The 17,812-nt window shown below is 36.9% G+C and carries 12 protein-coding genes; 9 read left to right on the forward strand and 3 right to left on the reverse strand.

All coding sequences use genetic code 11. The features are described 5' to 3' along the window. Positions 1–69: 69 nt before the first annotated feature. From KKG99_08220 to KKG99_08230, 3 genes are all read right to left on the reverse strand, one after another. Positions 70–1,041, reverse strand: coding sequence for an aldo/keto reductase (locus KKG99_08220; GenBank protein ID MBU1012978.1), 972 nt, complete (start codon positions 1,039–1,041; stop codon positions 70–72). A gap of 184 nt (positions 1,042–1,225) precedes the next feature. Further along, positions 1,226–2,584, reverse strand: coding sequence for an ABC transporter permease (locus KKG99_08225; GenBank protein ID MBU1012979.1), 1,359 nt, complete (start codon positions 2,582–2,584; stop codon positions 1,226–1,228). Between the two features lie 4 nt (positions 2,585–2,588). After that, entirely contained in the window at positions 2,589–3,518 is a 930-nt protein-coding gene (locus KKG99_08230; protein ID MBU1012980.1) for an ATP-binding cassette domain-containing protein, read from the reverse strand. Between the two features lie 249 nt (positions 3,519–3,767). Between KKG99_08230 and KKG99_08235 the strand changes: the two genes are divergently transcribed. The 9 genes from KKG99_08235 to KKG99_08275 form a co-directional block, all read left to right on the forward strand. Further along, positions 3,768–4,505 carry a DNA/RNA non-specific endonuclease gene (locus KKG99_08235; protein MBU1012981.1) on the forward strand — a complete coding sequence of 246 codons (738 nt, stop codon included), beginning with the start codon at positions 3,768–3,770 and terminating at the stop codon, positions 4,503–4,505. 119 nt (positions 4,506–4,624) lie between these two features. Continuing rightward, entirely contained in the window at positions 4,625–7,051 is a 2,427-nt protein-coding gene (locus KKG99_08240; GenBank protein MBU1012982.1) for a glycoside hydrolase family 127 protein, read from the forward strand. 12 nt (positions 7,052–7,063) lie between these two features. Continuing rightward, entirely contained in the window at positions 7,064–8,167 is a 1,104-nt protein-coding gene (locus KKG99_08245) for a galactose mutarotase (protein MBU1012983.1), read from the forward strand. Position 8,168: 1 nt separating this feature from the next. Next, positions 8,169–10,889 carry a formylglycine-generating enzyme family protein gene (locus KKG99_08250; protein ID MBU1012984.1) on the forward strand — a complete coding sequence of 907 codons (2,721 nt, stop codon included), beginning with the start codon at positions 8,169–8,171 and terminating at the stop codon, positions 10,887–10,889. Between the two features lie 3 nt (positions 10,890–10,892). Further along, the gene (locus KKG99_08255; GenBank protein MBU1012985.1) at positions 10,893–14,291 is read left to right on the forward strand and encodes a DUF4960 domain-containing protein; all 3,399 of its coding nucleotides are present in this window, start codon (positions 10,893–10,895) and stop codon (positions 14,289–14,291) included. A gap of 422 nt (positions 14,292–14,713) precedes the next feature. Beyond that, positions 14,714–15,799, forward strand: coding sequence for a histidine kinase (locus tag KKG99_08260; GenBank protein ID MBU1012986.1), 1,086 nt, complete (start codon positions 14,714–14,716; stop codon positions 15,797–15,799). A gap of 102 nt (positions 15,800–15,901) precedes the next feature. Beyond that, the gene (locus tag KKG99_08265) at positions 15,902–16,624 is read left to right on the forward strand and encodes a LytTR family DNA-binding domain-containing protein (GenBank protein ID MBU1012987.1); all 723 of its coding nucleotides are present in this window, start codon (positions 15,902–15,904) and stop codon (positions 16,622–16,624) included. Positions 16,625–16,681: 57 nt separating this feature from the next. After that, positions 16,682–17,218: a hypothetical protein gene (locus tag KKG99_08270; GenBank protein ID MBU1012988.1), complete on the forward strand. Its 537-nt coding sequence runs from the start codon at positions 16,682–16,684 to the stop codon at positions 17,216–17,218. A gap of 271 nt (positions 17,219–17,489) precedes the next feature. Beyond that, positions 17,490–17,812: hypothetical protein (locus tag KKG99_08275; GenBank protein ID MBU1012989.1), on the forward strand; the 323-nt coding region annotated here is incomplete at its 3' end.

The following is a 17,812-nucleotide window of genomic DNA, read 5'->3' on the forward strand; positions in this document are numbered from 1 at the left end:
CAAAAAAACATTTAATTTTTTCGGTATAAAAAATGTACCCTGAGCGCAGTCGAAGGGTAAATTTTCAAATTATCTATCCACTAACTTCATTCCCGAATCATTTTTCCGGTTACCCTGAACCAGTTTTGAGATTTGATTAATGCTTTCCAATTCATCAGGTGATAATTCGATTTTTAAAGACTCAAGATTTTCTTTGACGTAAGTTCTTCGTTTAGTACCGGGGATCGGAAAAATATCATTTCCCTGCGATCGGATCCATGCCAATGCAATCTGGCTTGTTTTGCAGTTTTTGGCTGTGGCGATTTTTTCTAATGCTTCAACGATTTTTAAATTAGATTCAAAATTGTCACCCTGAAATAATGGAATGTCTTTTCGGTAATCTTTTTCGCCACTGATTTGTTCTACACTCTTTAGTTTACCGGTTAAAAACCCCCGTCCCAAAGGACTGTATGGAACTATTGCCACTTTTAACTCCCGACAGGCAGCCATAATTTCGGTTTCAATATCTCGAACCCAAATCGAATATTCAGATTGAAGTGCTGTTATTGGATGAATGGCATAAGCCCTTTTCAGACTTTTAACCGAAACTTCGGAAAGTCCGAGATACCTGACTTTTCCCTCATGAACAAGATTAGCCATTGCTCCAACAGTTTCCTCAATCGGAACATTGGGGTCGATACGATGCAAATAGTACAAATCTATATAATCTGTTCCCAGTCGCAGCAAGCTTGCATCACAAGCTTTTTTTACATATTCCGGACGGCCATTAAGCCCTCCTTCGCTGGGAAGGAACCCGAATTTAGTTGCAATGATTACCTTATGACGAACCTTTTTCAGTGCTTTACCAACAAAAGTCTCATTGTGTCCATTGCCATATACATCGGCCGTGTCGAAAAAGTTTAGACCCATCTCAAGAGCCAATTTAATGGTAGCAATTGATTCCTCATCATTGGTTGGGCCATACCATTCCGACATTCCCATACATCCCAACCCGATTGCTGATGCCATTAAATCACTATTGCCCAGTTTCTGTTTTTTTATCATTTTAAATTCTTCTTAATTCTCTGTTGAGAAAAATACTTCTGCTCTTCGACTTGGTTAATGTGTTATATTTCGCTCTGTAAAAACCGGATTGGTTACCTTATTTAAATATCACATTGACATATCGTTTAATTGACTCATTAATTTTCAAATCATCAAATTTTCAAATTACCAAATTTTCAAATTATCCTTTGTACTTTATCCACTTATACAAGTCTTTATAGCTGGGTTTTTTACCATACATCAAAATTCCGGTTCGGTAAATTCTTCCGGCCATCCAGGTGGTAAATAAAAAGCCTGCTACCAGTAAAACCATGGATAGGGCTAATTCGGTATAAGGAACACCAAATGGAATACGGATCATCATGATGATAGGAGAGGTGAGCGGAATAATGGACAACCAAAATGCAACCGGTCCTTCCGGATCACGAATGATGAATTGGGCCATAATCATGGCAAATATGAGCGGAATGGTGATCGGCAGCATAAACTGTTGAGTATCCGCCTCACTATCAACTGCCGAACCAACGGCAGCAAATAGGGCAGCATACAAAAGGTACCCTGTCAGAAAGAAGAAAATAAACGCGAAGATTATGATCCCAAAATTGATGGACGAAATAGCTTCAAAAACTGCAGTTAAATCACTTTCATCACTTGATACCTCAGCTAATGCATTGCCCTGTACCATTTGAGTATTATTCATTACCATGGCACTTTGGTTGGGCATTTTATCTTTAAAAGCAATTTGAAAAACACCGACAATGCTTGCTGTCAGAACGATCCAAAGAGATAGTTGTGTTAGTCCAACCAGACCAATTCCGACTATTTTCCCCATCATTAATTGGAAGGGTTTGACCGATGAGATAATCACTTCAATTATTCGACTTGTTTTTTCCTCAATTACGCCACGCATAACCTGAGCACCGAAAAAGAAAATGAAAAAATAGATCAGGATTCCTGTGAAAATTCCGATCACCATGGCAATTTCGGTATAGGTTTTTTGTTCAGCTTCACCTTCTGAGAGTTTATAAGTGGTAAGGTTTATCGATGTTTTAATAGAAATTGGAATATCCATGGCGATTTCGCGATCGGCCTCATCAAGTTTTAATTTATTGATTTGAAGCAGTAATTTCTGTTCTTCAATTTCCTTGCCCATTATTCGACGGATATAGCTTTTGGTATCGAGGTTTGGTTGTTTTTCGGAATAAATGATGGCTGAAGTCGGAAGGGCAACTTCTGTTTTCGGGATGTACAGCAAGGCATAATCCCCATTGGTTTTCATATTCTCTTTAGCCGTATTCAAATCGGTATGCACATGATAAAACTGAAGATGCTCATCATTTTGAAGTTTATTGTAAAAAATTCCTGTTTCGTCCAATACCGCAATTTTTCGGTCACTGGTATCCGACATGGTCGCTAAGAATGCAGGTACAATCATCATCGCAGCCATGAGTAAAGGACCTAAAATGGTCATGACGATGAATGATTTTTTTCTAACGCGGGTCAGATATTCTCTTTGTATAATGAGTTTAATTTTATTCATAACCTTAATTTAATTTTGATGCATTTGCCTCGGCAACCCTGCTGATAAAAATATCGTTCATACTTGGGATCACTTCATTAAATGAATGGATTTTTAAGTGTGGAATAAGGATCCCCAACAATTGATTGGCATCACCATTATTCAGTTTAATGGTAGCTTGAGATCTCCCATCTTCTAAATTGGTTTGGCTCACTTCAAATTGATTGTTTGTGATTGATTTAATGGAGCCCATGTAACCACTGTATTCTAAAGTAAAAGTATTCGACTTGTAATGAGTTTTGATTTCACTCACCCTGCCTTCCAATATTTTTTCAGATTGATTAATCAGTGCAATATGGTCGCATAATTCTTCAACCGAAGCCATGTTGTGAGTTGAAAAAATAATGGTAGCACCATCTTTTTTAAGTTTTAAAATTTCCTCTTTAAGCAGGTTTACATTGATGGGGTCAAAACCACTGAATGGTTCGTCAAAAATGAGTAATTCAGGTTCATGCAAAATGGTAACAATAAACTGGACTTTTTGCTGCATCCCTTTTGAAAGTTCTTCAACTTTGCGGTTCCACCAAGTTCCGATATCAAATTTTTCAAACCAATACTTTAGCTTTTTGATGGCATCGTTACGGCTTAACCCTTTCAATTGAGCGAGGTAGATGGCCTGTTCTCCTACCTTCATCTTTTTATATAAACCTCTTTCTTCGGGTAAGTACCCAATTTTGTAAATGTGTTTTAGTTGAAGTTTTTCTGAATTAAAGAGAAGCTCACCTTCGTCGGGTGCCGTGATCTGGTTCATGATACGGATAAGGGTGGTTTTCCCTGCTCCGTTTGGCCCCAAAAGCCCGAAAATACTTTGTTTCGGCACCTCAATACTCACCGATTTTAAGGCCGTATGGTTCGAAAACCGTTTTGTAATATTATTTGCGTTAAATAAGCTCATTTGCCTGTATGTAAATGTTTTTGTCTAATAGAAATGAATTTATACATTCTGCCTTCGCTTTTTTCAATTTTAAGAAACCTGAATTTTGCATCAAATTTATATGCTTGGGTCGAAAGATTGCGATGGTAAAAATACTAATTTATGTTGATTTTTGGTTTACCTAAACATAAAGATGATTTAAAAGAATTATATTTAATCTATCAATTATAAAGATTGTAATGAACCAATTGAGTTTATAAAAAATCAACCATGAAGAAAACTTTTGAATTATTCAGTTTATTGATCTTATCATCCTGCATCGCACCTAAATCAGGATTAATAGAAGAACCGAAACACGATGGTAAAGATTATATTAAGCATTTCGCATATTCATTGGTTTACAATGAAACAAATGAACAGGCTGATTGGGTATCCTATCAGCTATTGGCATCCGAAATGGTCCCAAATTTTGATCGAACCGATAAGTTTTTGGTTGATACAATGGTACTGACTGGTAGTGCTGATAATTCGGATTATAAAAATTCGGGCTACGATAAGGGGCATTTAGCACCTGCCGCAGATATGGCCTGGAATGAGCAGGCCATGAAAGAAAGTTTTTATTTCAGCAATATTTCGCCTCAGTTACCAGGGTTTAATCGAGGTATATGGAAAAAGCTAGAGGAAAAAGTGCGTGATTGGGCAAAAATATACGAAGTTATTTATGTCACTACCGGGCCTATTTGCAATCAGTCAACAAAAACGATTGGCGACAATGCAGTGATGATCCCGACACATTTTTATAAAACTATTTTGATCTACAACGATTCAATAAAACAAAGTATTGGATTTGTTTTCCCAAATGAAAAATGCGAGGGCGAGATATTTGATTATGCTGCCACAGTGGATAGTATTGAGTTGATTATAGGAAAGGATTTTTATTTTGCTTTACCCGATCGGCAGGAAAAAAATATCGAAAAACAAGTTGATTTAAGCTTTTGGAGAAAATAGTAGATATTTTAGGCTAACTTGTTCAAGCTTCTTAAAATTCCTTAATTATTTATATGGAGCTGTTTAGGATTTTATAAGAAATCATAGTAAATTTCATATTTCAAATAAAATCTAAAATCATGAAAAATAAAATATTTGTTCTTATAACTCTGTTAATATTAAGTGGATGTAGTTCATCCATTAGAACAAGTAAGGATTATCCCGTACAGCCAGTATCTTTTGCAGATGTTAAACTGACAGATCATTTTTGGCTCCCCCGTCTTGAAACCAATCGGAAAGTTACCATCCCTTATGATTTTCAAAAGTGTGAAGAAACAGACCGGATCAATAATTTTGCCGTAGCAGGTAGAATAAAGGAGGGTTCATTCAAAGGAATCAGGTACAACGATTCGGATGTTTATAAAGTGATGGAAGCGGCCGCATACTCTTTAAGTACCTATCCCGATCCGGTACTTGAAAAATACATGGATAGTGTTATTGCGCTGGTTGCCGCTGCTCAGGAAGATGATGGATATTTGTACACAGCCAGGACTATAAATCCGGATACGCTTATAAGCAATGCAGGAGAATCACGCTGGTCGATGTTGAAACAAAGTCATGAGCTCTATAATATCGGACATATGTACGAAGCGGCAGTAGCCTATTATGAAGCAACAGGCAAGAAAACTTTTCTCAATGTCGCATTAAAAAGTGCAAATCTGGTCTGTTCGGTTTTCGGGCCTGAAGCAAATCAATTGCATGATGTACCCGGACACCAGGAAATAGAGATTGGACTTGTAAAACTATACCGTACAACGAGAGATGAGAAGTATTTAAAGATGGCTAAATATTTTCTGGATCAAAGAGGAGATACGATAACCCGCACTCCTTATACCTACGATTACGGTGGTAGCAGTCCGATTTATACCCAGGATCATCAGCCGGTAACCAAACAATGCGAGGCAGTTGGGCATGCAGTCAGAGCTGCGTATATGTACACCGGCATGGCAGATATTGCTGCATTAACCGGTGATAAAGATTACCTGAAAGCTATCGATACGCTATGGAACAATGTCGTTACACGAAAAACTTATATTACCGGAGGAATAGGTGCAATGCATGATGGGGAAGCTTTCGGGCCGGATTATTATTTGCCGAATCTGACGGCTTACAATGAAACATGTGCGGCCATTGCCAACATGCTCTGGAATCAGCGGATGTTTCTGCTTTCAGGTGAATCGAAATACATTGATGTTTTGGAACGGACACTTTATAATGGATTTCTTTCTGGAGTCAGTTTTCAGGGCGATAAATTCTTTTATCCAAATCCATTGGAATCGGATGGGAGTCATGAACGCGCTCCATGGTTCGATTGTTCATGTTGTCCTACCAACGTAGCACGTTTTCTCCCTTCATTACCTGCTTATATTTACGCTCATCAGGATAAAAAGCTCTTTGTAAACTTATTTATTGGCAATAGCGCGGAAATAGAAATGCAGGATGTAAAAATCAAAATTGAGCAAAGAACAGATTATCCCTGGGATGGCGAAGTTGATTTAAATATCAATCCGGAATCACCCGCTAAATTTATAGTTGCGCTTAGGTTACCATTATGGGCCCGAAACCAACCAATGCCCGGTGATCTTTATTCTTTTAGAGAAAAAACAGAGGAAGAAATTAAAATATTGGTAAATGGAGAACCTTATCAATATTCGATTGAATCAGGATATGCCTTAATTGATAAGGATTGGAAAACCGGAGATCATATCCGGTTGAGTATTCCGATGCCGGTGCAAAAAATATTGGCAAACGAAAAGGTAGCTGAAGATAAAGAAAAGATGGCTTTCAGCCGGGGTCCCATAGTTTATTGTGCCGAAGGCATTGACAATGGAGATAGGGCAAGAAACCTGATGATTGATCCTGATTTGAAATTTACATCGGTTCATCAAGCTGATTTATTAAACGGTATCACTACCCTTGAATCAAAAGCTTACCAGGTTTCATTTGATCAAAATAAAGAGTTTAAAAAAACAGAACAAAATTTGATGCTCATTCCTTATTATGCCTGGGCCCATCGCGGGAATGGTGAAATGGCCGTTTGGCTTCCTTTTACCGAATCGGCTTCAAATCCCACTTTACCACCAACTAAGGCTTCTGAGAGTTATGTTACGGCATCTTATATATATGATCAGCTATCAGCAGTAAATGATCAAATCAACCCGAAAAATTCAAATGATCAGGAAATTCCCCGATTGACTTTTTGGAGTCACAAAGGAACCCATGAATGGGTACAATATGATTTTAAAAATGAGACCGTAGTTTCATTTATTCATATATATTGGTTTGATGACGGACCAGGCGGAGGTTGCAGAATCCCCGAAAGCTGGAAAGCTTTTTATCTGAAGGACGATCAATGGGTAGAAGTGAAAAAGAATGGTGCATATCCTGTTATAAAAGATGCCCTGAATTCGATTGAAATTTTTCCGGTAAAAACCAAAGCAATGAGGATTGAAATTCAATTACAAAACAATTTTTCAGGAGGAATTTTGGAATGGAAAGTTGAATAAATACATATTCAAATGACGAGAAATTTGATATTAGCGGTTCTGTTTTTAATAAACATGGCAGCCTGCACTTCTAAAAATCAGAAACAGAAAATGAATCAAACAAATGAAAAATTCCAGGAAGTGGAATTGAGCAATGCTACCGGGATGAAAGTAAAAATCAGCAATTTTGGCGGCAGCATTATGTCAATATTTGTGCCTGATAAAGAAGGGAATTTTGGGGAAGTCGTTCTGGGATTTGATACTCCTGAAGAATATTTGAATGGCAATCCTTATTTTGGTGCATTGATCGGAAGATATGGAAACAGGATTGCCAATGGTAAATTTGAGCTAAACGGGAAAATTTCCGAGCTTGCCCGAAATAATGGTGAAAATCATTTGCATGGGGGAAATATCGGTTATAATAATGTGTTTTGGGACATCCTCGAATATTCTGAAAATGCTGTTAAACTGCATTATTTAAGTAAGGATGGCGAAGAAGGATACCCCGGGAATATGGATATTCAGGTAACCTATACCTTAACGGAAAACAATGAGATCGAAATCAATTATCTGGCTGAAACTGATCAACCCACTGTTCTGAATCTTACACATCATTCGTTTTTCAATTTAAAAGATGGTGGTATAAGCCCCATTCTTGATCATGAACTCATGATCAATGCTAATGCTTATACACCTGTAGATGCAGGTCTTATCCCAACAGGAGAGATCATGAATGTTGAAAATACACCCATGGATTTCCGTACACAAATCCCGATAGGACAAAGAATAGAAGAAGATTATGAACAGCTGAAAATGGGAAAGGGATACGATCATAATTGGGTGCTGAACAAAGATGCAAATGAACTGACATTAGCTGCCAGGGTATATGAGCCATCAACCGGAAGAACAATGGAAGTATATACGACCGAACCGGCTTTGCAATTTTATTCAGGTAATTTTCTGGACAATACCGACAAAGGACATAATGGGACTTTATATCAATTCAGATCAGCTTTTTGTTTAGAAACACAACATTATCCCGATTCACCAAACCATGCTAATTTTCCTTCAACCCTTCTAAATCCAGGAGAAAAATACACACAAAAAACCATTTATAAATTTGGGGTAAATCCATAAAATGATGAAAAAATTAATACTGTTCGGTTGTTTTATTCTTTTATTGAATCCATTCGTAAGAACACAGAATTTTAATATTTGGTTATACAACGGAGAAGTATTGGTTTCTTATGATGAGGCTTCAAAGATGTTGCCTTTATTCAGTGCCGAAATAAACGGACAAGTTGTTTTTTCTTCAGCGAATGGTTATAGCAGTAATATCCGCAATTTGCCGGAATATAAATATGAAATGAACCCTCACCCCAAAGGCGGTTATATTTTTAAAATTCATTTTACGAATACGAGCCAGGATACCCTTGATATTGCTAATATTATTCCTTTTGGAGAGAATAAAGATCGGATTTATATCACGGCAAAAGGACCCAAGGCTTTAGCGAGGGCAAAATTATTTCGGCCACATCATGGGCCAATTGATGTTACACTTCCTGATAATGCCTGGGAATTGGGCTATTCTTCATTTCCATTATCAGGAGAGGTTTCTATCTGTGCTCTTTCGCGGCGTAAAGAAATTGAGGGGGGAAATAAATCAAGATATAGTAGCAAACTGTTTCCGGGTGGGGTTTTAAATTATGAAATTTATATTGATCAATTTGAAGGTGATTGGCAAAATGGCTTGAAAAAAATGTTTCAGGAGCGTTGGATTTATGATCTGGAAGAATTTGACCTGAGTTTGTACAATCGAACTGATTTAAAGTGGATTCGTTCGGCTTATTTAATCACTCTTCAGTTTGCATGGGATCATCAGTTTTATGACTATCTGACAAAAAATTTTAATATTGAGAAATTTTTGGAGAAACCTAAATACTTTGGCTTTTATGATGTTTACGGTATTTGGCCAACCTGGCCAAGACTGGGGGTGGATGAGCGAAACCAGTGGGATCACTTTCGGGATTTGCCGGGCGGTTTGAACAAGTTAAAAGAGATATCAAAATTTAAAGATAAATTTAATACCCGCTTTTTTATTGCCTACAATCCATGGGATGAAAGTACCAGAGCTGAAGATCCTTACGTAGGAATGGCAAGTATAATCAAAGATGTTGATGCAGATGGTGTGGTTTTGGATTGTCAGGGGAATAGCAGCTATAAACTTCAGGCTGCTGCTGATGGGGTAAAAAATGGGGTGATCATGTACAGTGAAGGCATGGCAATTCCAAAAGATATGCCGGGGATTGTTAGCGGAAGGGTTCATGATGCTATTTTTTATCAGCCCCCGCTTAACCTGAATAAACTGATTAAACCGGATTTCGCTATTTTCAGGGTGTGCCAGCTATCGCAAGGGCGAATACATCGTGAAACGGCGGTTTCATTTTTTAATGGTTATGGCACCGAGATCAATACTTTTGCACCCGGCCGACCCGAATGGATGGACGAAGAATATAAATTTCTGGGAAGAACCACAAAAATCTTAAGGGAAAACACGGATGTTTTCACTTCGTATAATTATACCCCACTGATTACATCTTTAAAAGACAGTGTTTGGGTGAACGAATGGAAAACAGATCAAAAAAGCCTTTATACCATTTTAAGTTTTAATTATCGTGGTCACGACGGGCCATTGTTTGAAATCGGAGCAGTGGATCATGTTCATTATATCGATCTTTGGAATCATCGGGAAATTGAACCTGTTCGAATTGATGGTAAGATCATGATTCCTGCAGAAATTCAACCTTATCTGGCAAAACTCATCGGAACCCGCTCAGAAGGAGAAGTAGCTTGTATTGCCGGATTTCCAAAAGAGATTGACCTAATATATAATGCGGATATTCTGTATTTAAATGCAAAAACCGGAGATCATTATAAAATCTGGAAAAATAATCCGGAATATGAAAACGAAGCTGTAATTATTGATCAATTGAACGATACCTTGGAATTGTCCAAAATCATCGGGCGATACGAAGGCAAAATTGTAATTCAACTTTTTAAGGAGAATTTGCTTCTTGATGAAAGAATTATTGAGAGGAAAATAGGAAAAGCGGTATTGATATCAGTCATAGAGCAAACAGTATTTAGTAAGAAGCTTGCAGATAAAATGAAATACATCCCTACCGGAAAATTTGCCTTTTATGCTACAAACGATGATCAGTTTATTCCGTATCCTGAAAATGCAGACTCCACGTTAATAGAAATCGGACCGTTTTATATGGATACCTATCCTGTTACCAATAAAGAATATCATGAATTCATAAAAGGGAGCAATTATATTCCTGATGATGTCACGAATTATTTAAAACACTGGATTGGTAATAAATATAATGAGGCAGATGCTGATAAGCCAGTCGTTTATATCAGTTTTGAAGATGCAAAAGCTTATTCGAAATGGATTGGAAAGCGTCTCCCGACAGAGGCTGAATGGCAATATGCTGCACAAGGTAAAAATGCTAATATGTGGCCCTGGGGATCAGAATTTGATTCCACCTTATGCAATAATAATTTAGGATATCTTACCAACGTTAATGATTTCCCGAAAGGTAAATCCCCTTTTAATATTGAGGATATGGTCGGGAATGTCTGGCAAATGACTTCCGATTTGTATGATAATGGAAGTTATTATTTTGTCATGATTCGAGGGGGTAGTTATTACAATCCCACATCAAGCTGGTGGTATGTGAAGGGTGGTCCGCAGCGACTGGATAAGAGACAAATGTTGCTGCTTGTCGGATCGGGATTAAATCGAAATGCAACGGTTGGTTTTAGGTGCGTAATGGATGTTTCAAAAAAATAAAAAATGGAAACTACAGAAGGTAAAAAATCCTGGTTTCGTTCCGAATTATTTTTGGTCGGTTTGATCCTTGGTATGATCCTGATTTATTTGTTTGGTCCTTTTCAAAATGGTGGAATTAGTATCGGGATTTTAGTGACTGAAGAAATGAATTCAGATCCGGAAGTTCAGGCTGCTTTTCAATTTCTTGACAGGGGTGATGTGTACGATCCTCAAAAAATATTTTTGAATGAAATTATCAGTGGCAATACAAAGCTGGAAGATTTTGATATCATTTGGTTTCATTATGCTGACTCCTTAGGCATCCCTATGGCCTTTAATTCACCTGAATTAATTGGATTTATTAACGAATATGTGGAAGCAGGTGGAAATTTATTACTCACGCAGGAAGCTTTCACCTATCTGCATACTTTGGGTCTTGAAACATCAATTGCGCAACTTGAATATGCAAATGCTGTTGATGATGGTTATGGCCGTAAACTGGGATATCATGCATATATCGATCACCCTTTATTCAAAAATCTTCATGGAGGAGCCTATGTTTTTAATCCTTTCTTAGATCAGAAAACAAGGGTAAGGGGATATTTTGGTGATGAAAAATTAAATGGGAAAGTCATCGGAATCGACTGGTCGTACATTACTTTCAATGAGAAAAAAAAGTTAATCCTGGAATACGAAAAAGGAAAGGGCAAAGTATTGGCGATTGGGGCCTATGCTTTATTTAATATCCAAAATCATAATTGGGACGAATTCGGTCAACTCATGAACAATACATTTTTTTATCTGAAAGGAACGGAGGCACTTCAAGAATTTTACTGGACAAAGGACCGCGGTATTGTTGAATCCTATGATTCTGAACAGAAAGCATTTATTTATCCGAAACCAAACAAATTAGAGATAAAATCATCCGATCTTCAATTTAATTTTGATAATAAAACCAATGAATTCTGGGATTTGACGGGTGAGCGAATGATGGTGATGGGGCATGAAAAAAGCGGGATTGATGAAATTTGGGCACATCCATTCATGGCCATTAAAGATTATCGGGTCGGTATTAAATTTCCGGATAAAAAAGATGTGATTTGGTTATCCGACGTCAATCCAAAAATTACAATTACCCCTGCATCTTTAGTCAGAAAATACAATTTGGGGGAATTTCAGCTAACTGAACTTATTTCAGTGCATCATGAAAAGCCACAAACACTCATTCATTATGAATTTGAAGGAGATGCTAAGGCTGAAATATTTATTGGTTTTAACAGCAATTTAAGATTAATGTGGCCCTATTCTGAAAAGGTTATCGGGGGAATTAATTATGCCTGGAACGATTCGGTGAATGCTTTCATCATTAAGGATATGGCGGATAATTTTAATGCATTGGTTGGAATGAACCGAAAGCCGGAAAGGCAGATGATCGGGAAATATGACAGTATATTATACAAAAATGAGGATTTCCAATTCACCGAAACAGAAAAATTGCAATGTGGCGCTCTTGCTGTATTCAAAGCTGATCAATCTTTGGATGTTGTGATTGCCGCTTCTCATTTTGCTGATCCCAACGCTATTGAATATCTCAAAACCGGACTGGAAAGTCCTGCTTCGATTTATGAAAATTCCCATAATTATTATTCTAATTTGCTTAAAAACAAACTGATGATCACTTCACCTGATACGGATTTGAATATTGGTTACCGTTGGGCCATCATTGGAACAGATCGGCATTTTACGAATACCCCGGGTATTGGAAAATCATTAGTGGCAGGAATTGGAAATACGGTCAGAGGATGGTGGGGTGGTCATGCGGTGAATGGCCGTCCGGGTTATGCATGGTATTTTGGCCGCGACAGTGAGTGGAGCTCCTTTGCCATCAATGCTTATGGTGATTATGAAAAAGTAAAGGATGTACTAAAAATGCTGATCAGTTATCAGCACATGAATGGAAAGATATTTCATGAGCTGACCACTTCAGGGGCAGTTCATTATGATGCGGCAGATGCAACTCCTTTATTTGTAATACTTGCAGGTAAATATATGCGGGCTTCCGGTGATCAGGATTTTATAAAGAAAAACTGGAATGCTATTTTAAAAGCAATCAATTACTGCTATTCTACCGACCCGGACAAAGATTTTCTGATCAACAATACAAATGTTGGGCATGGTTGGGTAGAAGGTGGGTTTTTGTTTGGCGGAAAAACGACCCTCTACTTAGCCGCATGCTGGGCCGAAGCATTGAGCGAAGCATCTTACATGACCGGTATTATGGGAATGAAGGATGAAAACAAAAAATACACGGATGAAGCCTCTAAAGTAACAGATTTAGTACAGGAACTTTTCTGGAATGAAAAAACCTCATTTTATAATCACAGCCTGAATACAGATGGCAGTTTTATTGAGGAAAAAACGGTGATGCCGGCCATCCCAATGTATTTCGGTCAGTTGAAAACTGAAAAGACAGGAAATATGTTGAATGAGTTTGCATCAAATAACTTCACTGCGAATTGGGGTAGCCGAATTGTAGGAGAGGACAGCAAACATTTCAATCCGGGAGGATATCACACCGGAAGTGTGTGGCCCTTATATACAGGTTGGGTGTCTTTAGCAGAGTTTAAATACGGGAATCATGTGCAGGCTTATTCTCATTTAATGAATAATATCAATGTTTATAAATTCTGGGCAAAGGGTTTTATTGAGGAAGTGTTGCATGGTACAGAATACAGGCCCATCGGGGTTTGTGCCCATCAATGTTGGTCGGAAACCATGGCGGTGCAACCTTTGATTGAGGGGATGTTGGGACTTGAAGTGGATGCAAATCTGAATACTTTAAAGTTGGGTCCGTCCGTTCCTGCAAATTGGGATTATTATAAAATTGAAAACATCAATATTGGGAAGAATACATTGCATTATGAAATGCAGCGAAATGAAAATAAAGTCACTTACACCTTTAATTATTCGGGATCTGATGAATTAAAAATTTATTTCGAGCCAATGTATTTGGATGGAGCCATTATCAATGAATGCACCTTTAATGATCAACCTTTATCCTGGCCAAAGGAGAATGGAATGGTTGAACTTAAATTAAAAAAACCTTCAAAACTTACCATTACTTATGATGGCGGTATTTCGGTTTTACCTTTAATTCAAAACCCTCAGCCGGGAGATAATGCAGCAGGAACAAGGATTATATCAGCCACCTTAAAAGATAATATATATGAAATCCTGCTCGAAGCTCCGGCTAATTCAAAAGCAAATATTCAATTTTACAGTGATTTTAAGGTTACAGGAATTGAAAACGCCTCGATTGTTTCAAAATCGAATCATACTTATGAAATAGCAGTTAATTTTGCTAATTCTACCGAAAAATATGACCGGATCAAAGTTTATCTTCACTTGGAAGACAATCAATAAATTTCAGCATCTTTCTTGGTTTTACTAGTAAAATTTATTGTTTGAGGTTACCTTATCACAGATCTGGAATTTTGCTAGCTGAAATAGTTTTTCCTTAAATGCATTTAATCGATCTATAAATGAACTTGTCGAAACCCGATACATCTGGTCGAATAGTTTTTCCACCCTTATTTTTATTGGTTAATATTGAAATGTATTTAGCATTTGATAAACATAGTGGTCTTATTAACAAATGAATACAAAATTATGGGACTCACAGGGCGAAGCGTTCCCCCTACCTTCTTAGCATAGTTTTATTCCACGTTAAAAGCGGTTGAAGGTTTCATTTGAAATTTGCAGCTCTAATCCATCAAAATTTGTAAATTTATCTGATGTTCATTTTGTAGTCGATTAAACAAAACCCTTTTTAATACATGGGCCAAATGTCAGGATTTAACCGATTAATTAAAAATATATTATCAAAGCGACCCGGCTTTTGGTTTTTTCAAATCATCGGTTGGTCACTGTTGATCATATATTATGATACATCTTATCGTCCGTATATGTATCTGTATAAAGTGCCTTACTTTTGGGTTTTAGCTGCACTAATTGGTTTTTTCTTTTCATTACTATTGCGAAAATGGTACAGAATATTTTACAAACAACGCCTGAATATATACTATATCACAATACTTGTTACTTTAAGTTCATTGACAGTGGCTGTTATATGGGTAATCATCCGGGCTGGAATATTAACGCAAATTGAAAAATATTTCAATAACGGAATAGGCTCTGATGTTGATATTTATGCAGATAATTTATCATATAAAATTATTTTTTGGGTTGCGGATAAATTTTGGCCCTTGCTGGTGTGGAGTACATTATACTTCGGCATTAAGCTCTGGCAGGATTTGGATGATGAAAGAGAGCGTGGCGAAAAAGCATTATTACTGGCTCAAACTGCCCAGCTCAGAATGCTACGCTATCAATTAAATCCACATTTTTTGTTCAATTCCCTTAGCTCCATCCAGGCACTGATTTATGATGATCCTAAGCATGCCGATTTAATGCTTACCGAACTATCTGATTTTTTGCGTTTTACGCTTCATGATAAAGAAAAACTTTATATTCCTCTCAGGGATGAGGTGGTCATCATCCAAAAGTATTTATCAATGGAAAAAAGGCGATTCCCTGATCGGCTTAATTATTCTGTGACTTTTACCGAAGAGGCAGCTAAGCAAGAGGTGGTTGCTTTCATTCTTCAGCCATTTGTTGAAAATGCAGTTAAATATGGGATGAGAACCTCGCCCGAAAAATTGTTAATCGATATAAAAGGATTTATTCATGACAAAAAATTAGTGCTGGAAATCATGAACAGCGGTAAATGGATAGAGCAAGGATCAAATGAAGGTACCGGCATCAGAAATGTGATCGAACGGCTTCAGAATGCTTATACTGATAAGTTTAAAATTTTTATTGATAAAGGCATTGATTCTGTTATCGTGAGTATCGAAATTTCAATTAAATGATGAAAAATGGCTATTTTGAGCAGTGAATGACGACTGGTATTTTTTATCACAGATTTTCCCTGATCATGCATCAGTTATTTTTAAATAATTAATGTACTAAAGATGAAAAAGTGTACAGCCTATATCGTGGATGATGAGCCACTGGCAATCCGATCACTAACCAAAAAACTGGAAGATTTTCCTGAAATTGAGTTAGTTGGGCAGTCAACCAGAATGCCAAAAGCCATTGTTGAAATCGAAACCTTCAAGCCGGATATTCTTTTCCTCGATATTCAACTCATGGAAGGAACGGGATTCGATCTTTTGAATCAGATAAATTTTGCGGGCCAGGTCATTTTTGTAACTGCATTTGATGAATACGCTTTCCGGGCTTTCGAAATAAATGCGCTCGATTATATTCTTAAACCGGTTTCGAATGAACGACTTAAATCTGCCCTTGAAAAGTTAAGCGATAAAAATATCGATAACAATAAACAAGGCATAAGGTACAAAATAACGGATAGAATACTCATATTAGAACGTCACAATATGAAATTTGTGTTGGTAAGCTCTATAGAAATAATCGAAGCTTCCAGAGATTATACTACCATCAAAACCAGTGAAGGTAAAAGTCATCTGATACTGAGGTCAATGAGGGAGTGGGAAGAATCTTTGCCGTCTGAACATTTTATCAGGATTCACAGGTCCTATATCGTCAACATCAACAATATTATCAGTATCGAACGTACTTCTTCTTCAACAGGAAGGGTCTTTCTTAAAAATTTTACCAACCCCATTACTTTGTCAAGAACCTATTATAAGAATGCCAGAATAAATTACTTGTAGATATCATTTACTTCATTCTTTGTTTCAATAAATTATTAATCATTTAATTTTTAATCTATGAAATCATTATTAGCAAAAATTTTGCTTGTTATTGTCATGACAATATTTGCAAATCCAATCATTTCCGCTCAGGAACTTAACAAGAATTTGGAGGTTCTCAAACCATTACTGAATAAGACCTGGGAAGGTAAACTAAAAGCACCGGATGGCTCTGCCGAATTTACCGTTGTAAGAACCTATGAATTAATGGATAAGGGCACGATTATAAAATGTACTAAAAAGAATGCCGATCTTGGTGGATATGGTGAAGGTTACTTTTATTGGGACGATCTTGAAAAGAAAATAGCTTTCTTTTTTATCGAAACGAATGGGGTTTTCAATACAGGCTTTGTTTCTGTTGAGAAGGATGTAATTACAATTGAAGGCAAGATGACATGGCCGTCCCAGACCAACCCTCAGGTTAAGCAATCTTTTGATTTTAAAAACACTTTTGAGTTTACTGAAGAAGGAAAATTGATAGATAAGTGGTTCCAAAATGCTTTCGGACCATGGAGGCCGGGGCATACGATTGAATTTAAAATGGTCAAAAAATGATGATTGAGTAGTTGTATTTGCTTGCCAATTATAAGAGCGATTTTATCACAATTGCTAATTTTTGCCGATTTTAACTCAAATAACCTTTTTACAGATCAAATTTCAAATCGATCTGATTTATTGTCAAAAAAATTGAAATAAGATTTGTCGCTACATATTACCTCTTGTCGATGTATTATTTGCCTGGTATAATTAGCTGATATCATGGTAACTTATATATTCATAATAACGTCGTATTAAAAAAGTAATGGTATAATATAAAATATAAGTCATGAAAAATATGTTACTGCTTTGGTTTGTATGTATATTTTTTGCCAACAATATATTAAGCCAAACAGAAGGGGAGTGGAAGCAGGATATTGATTTATTGGTTAGTAAAATTGAACAATATCATCCCATGCCCTGGACTAAAATCTCTCAAAAACAGTTTGAAGATAAAGCAGAAAATTTAAAATTAAACTTAAATCTTTGGGATAATGAAAAAATTACACTTGAGATATTAAAGCTTGTCGCATCAATAAAGGATGGTCACACACAAGTGTTACTTGATAATCAGGATAATTTCAATCTGTGGTTCCCTGTCAGGATCGATCT

The sequence above is a fragment of the Bacteroidota bacterium genome, from assembly GCA_018816945.1.
In the GTDB taxonomy this organism is placed as follows: Bacteria; Bacteroidota; Bacteroidia; order Bacteroidales.